General features: G+C 56.2%; 10 protein-coding genes. 7 read left to right on the top strand and 3 right to left on the bottom strand.

Annotation, left to right across the window (positions count from 1 at the left end):
• The 4 genes from INT22_RS21540 to INT22_RS18695 all read left to right on the top strand — a co-directional run.
• A partial coding sequence (locus INT22_RS21540) for an FAD-dependent monooxygenase (protein WP_226912907.1) occupies window positions 1–609 on the top strand: 609 nt, incomplete at its 5' end.
• Complete coding sequence (locus INT22_RS18705; protein ID WP_193061716.1) at window positions 606–1,424, top strand: alpha/beta fold hydrolase; 819 nt, start codon at window positions 606–608, stop codon at window positions 1,422–1,424. The genes INT22_RS21540 and INT22_RS18705, both read left to right, overlap by 4 nt.
• Before the next feature lie 15 nt (window positions 1,425–1,439).
• Window positions 1,440–2,201 carry a maleate cis-trans isomerase family protein gene (locus tag INT22_RS18700; RefSeq protein WP_319022110.1) on the top strand — a complete coding sequence of 254 codons (762 nt, stop codon included), beginning with the start codon at window positions 1,440–1,442 and terminating at the stop codon, window positions 2,199–2,201.
• A 50-nt stretch (window positions 2,202–2,251) separates the two neighbouring features.
• The gene (locus INT22_RS18695) at window positions 2,252–2,896 is read left to right on the top strand and encodes an N-carbamoylsarcosine amidohydrolase (RefSeq protein ID WP_193061717.1); all 645 of its coding nucleotides are present in this window, start codon (window positions 2,252–2,254) and stop codon (window positions 2,894–2,896) included.
• 41 nt (window positions 2,897–2,937) lie between these two features.
• Here INT22_RS18695 and INT22_RS18690 read toward each other — a convergent pair whose 3' ends face one another.
• Window positions 2,938–3,420, bottom strand: coding sequence for a MarR family winged helix-turn-helix transcriptional regulator (locus INT22_RS18690; RefSeq protein ID WP_089039328.1), 483 nt, complete (start codon window positions 3,418–3,420; stop codon window positions 2,938–2,940).
• 209 nt (window positions 3,421–3,629) lie between these two features.
• On the opposite strand from INT22_RS18690, the gene INT22_RS18685 reads away from it, so the two are divergent.
• Genes INT22_RS18685 through INT22_RS18675 form a run of 3 tightly spaced genes read left to right on the top strand, consistent with a single transcriptional unit; the run spans window position 3,630 to window position 7,472 of the window.
• On the top strand, window positions 3,630–5,921 hold the full coding sequence (locus INT22_RS18685; RefSeq protein ID WP_193068749.1) for a molybdopterin cofactor-binding domain-containing protein: 2,292 nt from the start codon (window positions 3,630–3,632) through the stop codon (window positions 5,919–5,921).
• Window positions 5,921–6,889: an XdhC family protein gene (locus INT22_RS18680; protein WP_193061719.1), complete on the top strand. Its 969-nt coding sequence runs from the start codon at window positions 5,921–5,923 to the stop codon at window positions 6,887–6,889. Before INT22_RS18685 ends, INT22_RS18680 begins: the two co-directional genes overlap by 1 nt.
• Entirely contained in the window at window positions 6,879–7,472 is a 594-nt protein-coding gene (locus tag INT22_RS18675; protein ID WP_193061720.1) for a nucleotidyltransferase family protein, read from the top strand. The genes INT22_RS18680 and INT22_RS18675 overlap by 11 nt, the downstream gene beginning before the upstream one ends.
• Before the next feature lie 251 nt (window positions 7,473–7,723).
• Here INT22_RS18675 and fdhF read toward each other — a convergent pair whose 3' ends face one another.
• Window positions 7,724–10,576, bottom strand: a complete 2,853-nt coding sequence (gene fdhF / locus INT22_RS18670) for a formate dehydrogenase subunit alpha (RefSeq protein WP_193061721.1) — start codon at window positions 10,574–10,576, stop codon at window positions 7,724–7,726.
• An 11-nt stretch (window positions 10,577–10,587) separates the two neighbouring features.
• Window positions 10,588–12,235, bottom strand: a 1,648-nt coding sequence (locus tag INT22_RS18665; protein WP_193068748.1) for an NADH-ubiquinone oxidoreductase-F iron-sulfur binding region domain-containing protein, incomplete at its 5' end; no start/stop codon positions are given.

The raw sequence follows: 12,235 nt of genomic DNA, 5'->3' as shown, positions 1-12,235 counted from the left end.
GCCATTATCTCTGCCGAAAAACTCAAGGCATACGACCTGGATTTCGAAGCCTGCGTGAAGTGGTGGTCGGAAGACCGCCACATGATGGTCTACTTCGTGACCGGCGACGAGAAGGAGTATTACTACGTGACTGGCGTGCCTGAACCCGACTGGAGCCACGGCACTTCCTTCGTCGACAGCTCCCGGGAAGAGATGCGCAAAGCATTCGAGGGTTACCATCCCACCGTACAAGCACTAATTGACTGCACTGAAACCGTTACCAAATGGCCCTTGCTGGAGCGCAACCCGCTGCCACTGTGGCATGAAAATCGACTGGTGCTGCTGGGCGATGCCTGCCACCCGATGAAGCCTCATATGGCCCAGGGCGCGGCCATGGCCATTGAAGACGCCGCCATGCTGGTACGCTGCCTGGAAGAAGTGGGCGCCAAAAACTACCAGCAAGCATTCGAACTTTACCGCACCAACCGTTTTGAACGCGCTTCGCGGGTTCAGCAGGTTTCCCACGACAATACCTGGTTACGGGAAGACGAAGACCCGGCCTGGGTATTCGCCTATGACCCCTTTGAAGTACCGCTGAAGCAACCCACCAGTCAAGGGAGCCCAGCATGAGCAGCACCTATCTCTATGGCGCCAACGTACACGCCAATGGAATTCGTCAGCACTACCTGCGCTTTGGTGACAGCGCCGAGACAGCGCGCCAGCCGCTGGTGCTAATCCCCGGCATCACCAGCCCGGCGATTACCTGGGGCTTTGTGGCCGAGCGCCTGGGCCAGCACTTCGACACTTATGTGCTGGATGTCCGTGGGCGTGGCTTGTCGTCCACCGGGCCTGAACTTGCTTATGACACCGACACCTGTGCCAACGATGTGATCGCCTTTATTGATGCGCTCGGTTTAAGCAACGTCATTCTGGCGGGCCACTCCATGGGGGCGCGCTTTGCGCTGCGCGCCATGAATCGCGGCGCCAAGGGCATCGACAAACTGGTACTTATCGACCCACCGGTTTCAGGGCCAGGGCGCCGTGAGTACCCCAGCAAGCTGCCCTGGTATGTAGACTCGATTCGCGACTGCACCCGGGGCGCAGACATCGAAACCATGCGCCACTACTGCCCCACCTGGAGCGACGAGCAGCTGCGGTTACGCGCCGAGTGGTTACACACTTGCTTTGAGCCCGCCATTGTTCAGGCGTTTGAAGAGTTCCACAGCGTCGATATCCACCAGGACTTCCCCGCTATCAAAGTGCCCACGCTACTGATGTGTGCAGGCAAGGGCGGGGTTATCCAGGATGAAGACCGCGCTGAGATTCTCGACCTGTTGCCGACCATTCGCATCACAACCGCGGTACAGGCGGGCCATATGATTCCTTGGGATGACTTCGACGGCTTTTTTGCCGCGTTTGAAGACTTCCTGGGCACACAACTCTAACCAAGGCCAATAATCATGACTCAGAGCACCAAGACCTACCGCATCGGCCAAATCGTCCCCAGCTCCAATATCACCATGGAGACCGAAATACCCGCCATGCTTACGGCGCGGCAGTTAATCCGCCCGGAGCGCTTTACCTTCCACTCCAGCCGCATGCGTATGAAAACCGTCAGCAAGGACGAGCTGGCCGCGATGGATGCGGAGTCTGACCGCTGTGCCTTGGAGCTCTCCGATGCAGCAGTGGATGTGATGGGGTATGCCTGCCTGGTTGCCATTATGGCGATGGGGCCCGGCTACCACCGAGCGTCGCAAAAGCGTTTGCGCAGCCGCACCGAAGAGAATGGCTGCGACACGCCGGTGGTCACCAGCGCCGGTGCGCTGGTTGATGCCCTGGGTGTGATGAAAGCCAAACGTGTGGTGGTAGTGGCGCCTTACATGAAGCCGCTGACCGAAATGGTGGTCGACTACATCCGTCAGGAAGGCATTGAGGTGCTCGACTACCGGGCGCTTGAGATCCCCAATAACCTGGATGTCGCTCGCCACGATCCCGCCAATCTCCCCGAAATCGTCGCCAGCCTCGATTTAAGTAACGTGGATGCGATCGTCTTGTCGGCCTGTGTACAAATGCCATCGCTACCGGCCGTTGCCAAGGTTGAAGCCCTGACCGGTAAGCCAGTGGTGACCGCAGCTATCGCGACCACCTACGCCATGCTCAAGGCACTCGACCTGGAACCCATCGTACCGGGCGCGGGTGCTCTCTTGTCAGGGGCTTACTAACGAGATCAGGTGCTGATTAACGATCTAGAGTGCTGATTAAGGAGACGACCATGTCGCAGCACAATACTGATAATACGGCCTCGGACAACTACAAGGGCGTGTGGGATGGACGCATTGGCTTTGGCAAAAGGCCCGCACTGCTGGTGGTTGATTTTATGCAAGGCTACACCACGCCAGGCTCGCCGCTATTTGCCCAGGGCGTGGTGGATGCGGTGGCCAATATGCCACCGCTACTCAATACCGCACGGCGCACTGGCACGCCAGTCATCCACACCAACATCCTTTATCACGCCCCGGATCAAATTGATGGTGGCATTTGGGTCAAGAAGTCGCCGGTAATGCGGGCGATGGTGGCGGGCAACCCTTACGCCGAGTTCTGCCCCGAGGTGGCCCCCCATCAAGATGAGCTGATAATGACCAAGCAGTACGCCAGCGCCTTCTTTGGTACTTCGCTTGCCTTCACGCTGGTCGCCATGGGCGTCGATACGCTGATCATTACCGGCTGTTCCACCAGCGGCTGCATTCGCGCCACCGCCGTTGACGGCGTACAGCACGGCTTTCGGGTGATGGTGGTACGTGATTGCGTGGGCGATCGCCACCCCGCGCCCCATGAAGCCAACCTGTTTGATATCGATAGCAAATATGGGGATGTAATTAGACTGGATGAAACACTGGGTTACTTAATGAAGCGTTAGGAGTGCCCGAAAACGCAAGTGAAGCGGGCACCTCAGCTGTGTCATCCGTCCGCGTTCATTTTTTCCAGCAGGTGCATTAAAGCAACCCGCTCTGCCGGATTGAGATTTTTCATGGTCTGATCGCTAATTTGCTTGGCACTGGGCACCATGCCCTCGACTAATGTCTCCCCAGGCTCGGTGATCACTACCATGACTTTGCGTTGATCATTGGGGTCGGTGGTGAGCGAGATCCACTCACGTGCTTTAAGGCGTTTAATGACGCCACGGATGGTGGCTGGATCAATCGCCGTGGCGTTAACGATGTCGGTTAACGAGCTGGGACCTCGCTCCATCACCGTACACAGCGTGACAAACTGAATGGCCGTAAGCTGTTTATCACTGCTGTAGCGCTGAAAAATAGCCGTATGCCGCTGGTAGGCTTTACGCAGTAGATGGCCTACTTGCTCAGAAAAATCATACCCCTGCTCTGAAGGCGTGGGGTGCTCGCCGGAAGACGAGTGTTTGAGCGCACTATCCGTTGTCATTCCATCTCCTTAATCTATTAGCGACGACGTGTATCGAGTATGGCACTGGTTAACAAAATGATGCATCAACGTATTAAATACGGCTTGCGCTGGATCAATTCACCATGCTTTTATGGCGTACACGCTACAATTTTACCTTAGTTATTGCTCGTTGATCACCTCAAATTCATCTGCACTGATTACTTAAAACGCTAGCGTGGGAGGCAAGCATGGCCGATAAATCAGACTATACAAGAGAGTCACTGCTGTATGGATCTGATGTTCTGGTGATCTATCGCGACCCGGTTACACCCCCTAAGCCCGCGCCCGGACAGCCAGGTACACACTCAAACTTCACTCCCCATGAGCCTGAGATATTTATTGCCGTGCTGAGCGATAGCCACATCGTGGCTTTCAACGGCCACGTAGACTTGGGCACCGGTATACGCACGGCGCTCGCTCAAATTGTTGCGGAAGAGCTTAGCGTCGCGTTCGACAGCGTTACCATGGTGCTGGGCAACTCTGTTGAAGCCCCCAACCAAGGCCCCACTATTGCTAGTGCGTCGATTCAAATCACTGCCGAACCTCTACGCCGCGCGGCGGCTCAAGCGCGGGAGTATCTATTAACACTGGCAGCAAAGCACTTTGACACTGAGCGCTCACTACTTAGCTGCCAAAACGGCGCTATTATGCCCAGTGATGATAACCACTCATCCGTGAGCTTTGGAGAGTTGCTGCGGGGGACCCGTCATGCATTAAAGCTTACCGATGAGGTGCCGCTTAAGCCGGTCAGCCACTATACCCTGGTCGGCCAATCGACCTCTCGCGTGGATATACCCGCCAAGGCCACCGGGCAATTGACCTTTATCCACGACCTACGCCTGCCCGATATGCTGCATGGGCGAGTGATTCGCCCGCCTTATGTAGGCCATGATAACGGCGACTTTATTGGCAACAGTTTAATCGCGGTTGATGAAAGCTCCGTGGCACATTTGCCAGGCGTGGTCAGTGTCGTGGTGGTCGGTGACTTTGTTGGTGTGGTGGCCGAACGTGAAGAACAGGCTGCTGCCGCAGCCAAACAGCTCAAGATCCAGTGGCGCCCCATCGAAGGCTTGCCTCAGTTGGACAACATAGAGCAAGCACTGCTCGACTTACCCAACAAGCAGCGCATACTCCTCGATGAGGGTGATCTCGACAATGCGCTAGCCGCCGCGCAATATCCGCTCAATCGTCACTATGTGTGGCCTTTCCAGCTGCACGGCTCCATTGGCCCTTCGTGCTCCGTCGCCGATGCCAATGAAGATGGCCTGCACGTATGGTCGGGCACCCAAAATCCACACAGCCTGCGCGCCGATCTCGCCCGCCTTACCGGTTTAGACGAAGGCGTTATCACCATTACCCGCATGGAAACCTCGGGCTGCTATGGGCGCAATTGCGCCGACGATGTTGGCGCGGATGCTGTACTACTCTCTCAGGCGGTTGGCCGCCCCGTCCGTGTGCAACTCACCCGTGAGCAGGAGCACACCTGGGAGCCTAAAGGAGCTGCTCAGTATATGGCGATCCAGGGCGGTTTAAATGCAGATGGCAGCCCGGCAGGCTATCGCTTTAATACGCGCTACCCCTCTAACAGTGCGCCCACCCTGGCACTACTGCTAACCGGTGCTGCCTCGCCTATTGATATCCCCTTTGAGATGGGAGATAGAACGTCGGTGCCACCCTACCGCTACCCTCATCGCCAAATAGTCTGCGACGACGTCCCGACTCTGGTGCGCGCCTCCTGGCTACGTGGCGTCTCGGCATTGCCCAGCACCTTCGCCCACGAAAGCTATATTGATGAGCTTGCCTATTTAGCAAATGAAGATCCAGTCACCTACCGGTTGCGCTATTTAGCCGATAATCGCGCTTGCGAACTTGTCGAAGCGTTAGCCGAACGTGCGAACTGGAAGCCCAGCATCGCTAACACCAACCCAAGAAGCGAGGGTGAGTGGCGCTACGGCCGAGGCTTCGCTTACGCCCAGTACGTGCATAGCAAATTCCCCGGCTTTGGCGCCGCGCTCGCCGCCTGGGTAATTGAGCTTAAAGTCAATGTGAAGAGTGGACGGATTGTCGTCGAGAATTTATATGTAGGTCAGGATGCGGGCTTAATGGTGAACCCCGCAGGCGTTCGCCATCAGGTGCATGGCAATGTGATCCAAATGCTCAGCCGCACGTTAAAGGAGCGGGTGACCTTTGAGGATGGTTTACCGACCAGCAAAGAGTGGGGCGGCTACCCTATTCTGCGTTTCTCGGAGCTCCCCCCCATCAACGTCATGCTGCTTGATCGTCCAGAACTGCCGCCACTCGGCGTAGGCGAGTCCGCCTCACTGCCCGGCGCTCCTGCGATTGCCAACGNNGCTCCTGCGATTGCCAACGCGCTTTTTGATGCCACGGGGGTGCGCTTTACCCATCCTCCTTTTACCCCTGACACCATTCGCGACGCGCTGAAAGCATCCCATCGATTCCCGATGGAGGCGGCTAGTTAATGCAACACCTTGATCTACAGGTTATCGAACGCGCATTGAAATGGGCCAACCAGGGGCTGACTATTTGGTTGTGTACGGTGCTAAAAACCTTTGGCTCGGCACCCCGGGAGCCGGGTGCCATGCTAGTAGCATGTTCGACAGGCGACTATCTGGGGTCACTGTCGGGCGGCTGTGTCGAAGAGGACTTCATCACCAGGCTTCAAACGGGAGCGTTCAACGAACCGGTTCAGCGGGTGCGCTATGGCGGTGACGCTGGTTCAGCGAATATTCGTTTACCCTGCGGTGGTAGCCTTGAAGTGCTGGTTGAACGGCTAGCGCCCAACACCGAAAACCTCACTCACCTAGAAGTGGTGCATGCCACGCTACTGGGTCGCCAACCGCTAACCCGCTGTATCAAATTGGATGGCAGCGGCAAGCGCTTTAACCCCTCGAAGAACACCGAGCCCACCGTTATTTTTGATACCGCTAGCGTCAATATTCGCATAGGCCCTGCGCTACGGCTGATTATCGCGGGGATCTCCTCCGTCTCTGCGCCCTGTGCGCTGTTTGCCCAAACGCTTGGTTTTGAAGTGATTGTCTGTGAACCCAGGGACGAAGTCCGAAAAAATTTCGATGTACCCGGCATAGAAGTGCAGGCCGTTCTACCTTCGGTGTTTATTTCATCAGGTGGCTGCCATGCCAATACCGCCATTGTTGCCTTGACCCATGACCCGCGTATTGATGATTTAGCCATGATCGAAGCCGTCCGTACGAATGCATTTTACATTGGGGTCATGGGTTCTCATCAGACCTCACAACAACGTGCAGAGCGGCTGCTGCGCTCTGGCGGCCTAACAAGTGCCCAAGTAGCACGAATTAACATGCCCATTGGGCTTAATTTAGGCAGCAAAACACCTGCTGAAATTGCGTTAGCCGTCATGGCCAATATTCACCGCATTTATCGTGGAAAAACACGTCATGAGCTGTAGTGATATCATCGTGATTGTCATGGCGGCTGGCCAGTCTCGTCGTTTTGGTAGCGATAAAAGAATTGCTAAATTAAGCAATGGAAAGACACTACTGACCTCCACGTTGTTAACTATTCAGAAGCACTTTCCAAACATTATCGTTGTGCTTAGAGAAGATGATAAGGCTCAATCACTCGGTCTTTCTCCAATCACGCCAACGCTGGTTAGCCCGCGCAGTCATTTAGGACTTGGATACAGCATTAGCGATGCTTTCAAATATCTATGCTCAGACGAAAAATTTAATAATTACCGATCCGCGGCGATTTGGCTTGCCGATCTCCCTTGGGTGACTCAAAAAACGTGTAAGTTATTAGCAGACATGTCTAGCGCAGAAAATATCGTTCAGCCAACACACCTACAGATCCCAGGCCACCCGGTTATTTTTGGTAGAAGATTTTGGGAACATATCGCTGACTTAAGCCACCCCAACGGCGCATCCGCTATTCTCCAGCGGTATAGTAATCATATTGTAAAAATTTCACTCAATGATCCTGGTGTATGCTATGACATTGATACTCCAGACAATTTATTTCCACCCTTCTGACATGCTAACTATGACGATATTATAAAAAGAGACCGTCAACTAAGACGGCCTCCCTTTCCACTATTGAAGCTGATCTAGCCGTCATATCAATGGCTTTTCACACCATATTTAAGCGCTCGTAGACCTTTACTGGCTCTACAATTTCGAGGCAGACAACGCTACAACCTGACCCAACCGATCATTCCGAGTAGCTGGTTGATAGGCGCCCTTTATTGAGCGCCTGATCAATCGCTACTGCCTTCAGTCAAAGCTTACTGGCTAACTCGCTTTATATGGGTTTCCGGGCGGCTCAACCGGCAAGCGGCGTACTTGAACTCTGGAATCTTTCCATATGGATCCAGCGCTGGGTTAGTGAGTAGATTCGCCGCCGCTTCCTCGTAGCAGAAAGGCACGAAAACCATCCCCTCGGGCATGCCCGGATCCGTCCTGACCTTGAGGGTAATGGCCCCTCGCCGGGTGGTGATCGTTAGGTCATCGCCTGGCGCCAACCCCAGCCGGATAAGCTCAGCGGGCGCCAAGCTCGCCACGGCTTCTGGCTCCAGGTCATCGAGCACTTTGGCGCGGCGGGTCATGGATCCGGTATGCCAGTGTTCTAACTGACGACCAGTGGTCAGCACCGTCGGATAGTCGTTATCTACCGGCTCATCCGGTGGCAGCGGACGCGTAGGCGCGAACTTCGCCCGGCCACTGGCCGTAGGGAAGACCTCGCTGAAGACTACGTCTTGCCCCGGTGCGTCCTCCGCTGGGCATGGGTAGGTCACTGACTGCTCACGCTCCAAACGCTCCCAAGAAATATGGTCGAGAGAGGCCATACCTTGCTTCATCTCGGCGAACACGTCCTGCGGGTGCTGGTATTTCCAGTCGAGACCGAAGCGTTTAGCCATTTCCTGGATAATCCACCAGTCCGGCTTGGCCTGGCCCGGCAGCGGCAACGCCGCACGCCCCATCTGCACTTGCCGATTGGTGTTGGTGACGGTGCCGTCCTTCTCAGGCCAAGCAGAGGCAGGCAGAATGACATCGGCGAACTGAGCGGTTTCAGTGACAAAAAGATCCTGTACCACCAGATGTTCCAGCTTGGCCAACGCGGCCCGGGCATGGGCCAGATCTGGATCGGACATCGCCGGATTTTCACCCTGGATATACATGCCGCGAATGGTGCCCGCAGCGATAGCATCCATAATTTCCACCACGGTGAGACCCGGCGTGGGATCCAGCTTGGTATTCCACAGCTCTTCGAAAGCACTGCGTACCTGCGCATCGCTAACCGGCTGGTAGTCCGGCATCACCATGGGAATCAGGCCGGCATCAGATGCCCCTTGAACATTGTTCTGCCCCCGCAGAGGGTGCAAGCCAGTCCCAGGTCGACCTGTCTGGCCGCAAGCCAGCGCCAGCGAGATCAAACAACGGGCGTTGTCGGTCCCATGGGTATGCTGAGAAATGCCCATGCCCCAGAAAATCATTGCCCGCTCGGCGTTGGCATAAAGCCTAGCCACTTCGCGAATGGTCTCTGGCTCAACACCGCACAAACCACTCATCGCTTCTGGGGTCATGTCCACCGTATGCGTTTTGAGCGCCTCAAAGCCTTCGGTATGCTCGGCGATATAGGCCGTGTCATAAAGTTCTTCGCTGATGATCACATTGAGCATGGCATTAAACAGCGCCACATCCGTACCCAGTGAAAAGCGAACGCTGCGATGGGCGTAGGCATCCAACGCCTGACCACGGGGATCGAGTATCACTATCTTGGTACCGCGCTTGGCGGCCTGTTTAAAGAAGGTGGCCGCCACCGGATGGTTTACCGCGGGATTACAGCCGGTAAGAATCACTACATCGGCCTGACTGGCCTGCATAAAGGAAGCGGTTACCGAACCGGAGCCGATACACTCCATGAGCGCTGCTACCGAACTGGCGTGGCACAAGCGGGTACAGTGATCCACATGGTTGGAGCCAAATCCGGTACGCACCAGCTTCTGGAACAGCCACGCCTCTTCGTTGGAGCACTTGGCACTGCCGAACCCCGCCAAGGCATCAGGGCCATGATTCACTTTAAGGTTCACAAGCCCGCTGGCAGCCACCTCAAGGGCTTCGTCCCAGCTCGCCTTGCGGAAATGTGTCAGGGGCTGGGCGGGGTCGAAATCTGGATCGATTCCCTTTGCGATACCCTCACGACGAATCAGCGGGGTAACAAGCCGAGATGGATGGCGCGGATAGTCATAGCCGAAGCGACCTTTAACACAGAGTCGGTTCTCGTTTGAAGGACCGTCGCGCCCCTCCACATAAAGGATCTTATCGTCTTTGATATGGTAGGTAAGCTGACAGCCAACCCCGCAGTAGGGACATACTGAGTCAACCTTACGGTCAGCCACAGCAGAGTCTCCGTGCCCTTGCTCATCCACTAGGGTGGCAGGCATTAAAGCCCCCGTGGGGCAGGCTTGAACACACTCGCCACAAGCAACACAGGTGCTGTCTCCCATGGGGTCGTCGAAATCAAATACGATCTTAGACGCCGCCCCACGGTGAGCCATACCAATAACATCGTTAACCTGTACTTCACGACAGGCGCGCACACACAGATTGCACTCAATGCAGGCATCAAGGTTAACGCGCATGGCAGAGTGGCTGCTGTCTTGCTCCAGGCTACCCACCCTAGGCGACACATGGTGCACGGTAGCCGTCTCACGCTCTTCGCGCTTGGGCAGCTTGCGGCGCACCGCCGTAGCATCAATGGCCAACTGGTCAGCCATGGCCCAGAAATGGCTTGAGCTGTCGGGGCTCTCTTCGCGCTCAGGCTGGTCGACCAGCAGCATTTCCATGACCATCTTGCGGGCCGTGCGCGCGCGTTCAGAGCTGGCACTATTAACCACCATACCGGGCGCCGCTTCGCGCAGACAGCTTGCGGCCAAGGTGCGCTCGCCCTCGATTTCCACCATACAAGCACGGCAGTTGCCGTCGGCGCGATAGCCGCTGGCATCCTTGAAACACAGATGCGGAATGGTCTCGCCGGCACGCTTGGCGACTTGCCAGAGGGTTTCACCGGGGTAAGCGCTGACGTCAACGCCATCCAGGGTCAGGGTAAAGCTTTGGTTTAAGCTCTGTTCACTCATGCTGATCTCCCTTATCCCTTGACGATAACGTTCTGGGCAGCCAGTTCACTGCGAAAATCCTTGAGCAAGCCCAATACTGGGTTAGGTGCCGCCTGTCCCAGCCCGCAAATAGAGGCATCTATCATCACTTGGGAAAGCTGCGTCATAAGCCCAGCATCCCATTCATTACGCTCAAGCAGGGTGAGCATTTTTTCGGTTCCCACCCGACACGGCGTGCATTGGCCACAGGACTCATCGGCAAAGAAAGCTAGTAGGTTGGTAGCAACCCCGCGCAGATTGTCCTGATCAGAAAGCACGATCACCGCAGCGGAACCGATAAAACAGCCGTGCTCCTGGAGAGTGTCAAAGTCGAGAGGAATATTGGCTTTAGTGGCGGGCAGAATGCCGCCAGAGGCGCCACCAGGCAGATAAGCCGCCAAGCGGTGACCTTCCGCCATGCCGCCACAATACTCGTCAATTAACTCGCTTAGCGTGATGCCAGCAGGCGCCAGATAAACGCCAGGCTGCTTAACGCGCCCCGAAACCGAGAAACTGCGCAGCCCCACGCGGCCATGGCGGCCCTGACTGGAGAAAGACTCAGCGCCGCGCTGCCAGATCATCGGAATCCAGTAGACGGTCTCGACGTTATTGACCAGCGTTGGGCGGTCAAAGAGTCCTTTCTGAGCCACAAACGGAGGACGATGGCGGGGCTTGCCCGGCTTGCCTTCCAGGGACTCAATCATCGCCGACTCTTCGCCGCAGATGTAAGCACCCGCTCCGCGGCGCAGCACGATATATCCCGGCGCCACTAGGCCAGCGCCTTCAAGCTCGCCAATTGCCTCGCGCAGCACGACATGTAACGCTGGATACTCATCGCGTAGGTAGATATACAGCGCCTCGGCGTCTACCGCCCAAGCACTGACCAAGGCACCTTCAAGAAACTGGTGCGGCGAACGCTCCAGATAATAACGGTCCTTAAAGGTACCGGGTTCGCCCTCGTCGGCATTGATGGCACAGTAGCGGGGACCAGCCTCCTGACGCACAAAGTGCCATTTCTTAAAAGTAGGAAAACCCGCGCCCCCTAAACCGCGAAGGTTGGCCTGCTGCACCGCTTCCATCAGTGCTTCGACCGTTACTTCCCCGTTGCGGCAGGCCTGGAGCAATGCAAAACCACCCTCGCCGCGATAGCTATCAAGTCGTTGCCAATCGATAGGTGCAGGGTGAGTGTCGTCGCCATCGATAGCTGCCTGAACTTGAGCCGCATCGGCTCGACCCAAGTGGTGATGGCCGACCTCCACGACGGGCGCTGTGTCGCAGCGCCCCATGCATGGCGCGCGCAACACCCGCACTTGCTCGATATCGACGTTTGCTTCCAACTGCGCTTTAAGCGCCTCAGCGCCAGCTAACTGGCAAGCCAGAGAGTCACAAACGCGGATGGTCAACGCCGGGGGCACTTCCTGGTCTTCATGGATGACATCGAAGTGAGCATAAAAGGTTGCTGTCTCATAGATCGCTGCCATAGGCAGGTTCATATAAGTTGCCAGGGCACGCAGGTCTGCCAACAACAAATGCCCTCGGGCATCCTGAAGAGCATGCAGATGCTCGATCAATAAATCGCGGCGGCGCAATGCGGCATCGTTGCGTTCATCGCCCAGCAGTTCACGCAATCCCTCAAGACGA

Origin of the sequence: Halomonas sp. 3D7M (assembly GCF_014897885.1) — a bacterium.
Lineage (GTDB): Bacteria > Pseudomonadota > Gammaproteobacteria > Pseudomonadales > Halomonadaceae > Vreelandella.
This window is presented reverse-complemented; position numbering and strand designations above follow the sequence as displayed.

Coding starts and splice junctions, on each gene's coding strand:
- INT22_RS18675 (WP_193061720.1), top strand. CDS start 6,879: ATGAGCTGTAGTGATATCATCGTGATTGTCATGGCGGCTGGCCAGTCT.
- fdhF (WP_193061721.1), bottom strand. CDS start 10,576: ATGAGTGAACAGAGCTTAAACCAAAGCTTTACCCTGACCCTGGATGGC.
- INT22_RS18680 (WP_193061719.1), top strand. CDS start 5,921: ATGCAACACCTTGATCTACAGGTTATCGAACGCGCATTGAAATGGGCC.
- INT22_RS18700 (WP_319022110.1), top strand. CDS start 1,440: ATGACTCAGAGCACCAAGACCTACCGCATCGGCCAAATCGTCCCCAGC.
- INT22_RS18695 (WP_193061717.1), top strand. CDS start 2,252: ATGTCGCAGCACAATACTGATAATACGGCCTCGGACAACTACAAGGGC.
- INT22_RS18705 (WP_193061716.1), top strand. CDS start 606: ATGAGCAGCACCTATCTCTATGGCGCCAACGTACACGCCAATGGAATT.
- INT22_RS18690 (WP_089039328.1), bottom strand. CDS start 3,420: ATGACAACGGATAGTGCGCTCAAACACTCGTCTTCCGGCGAGCACCCC.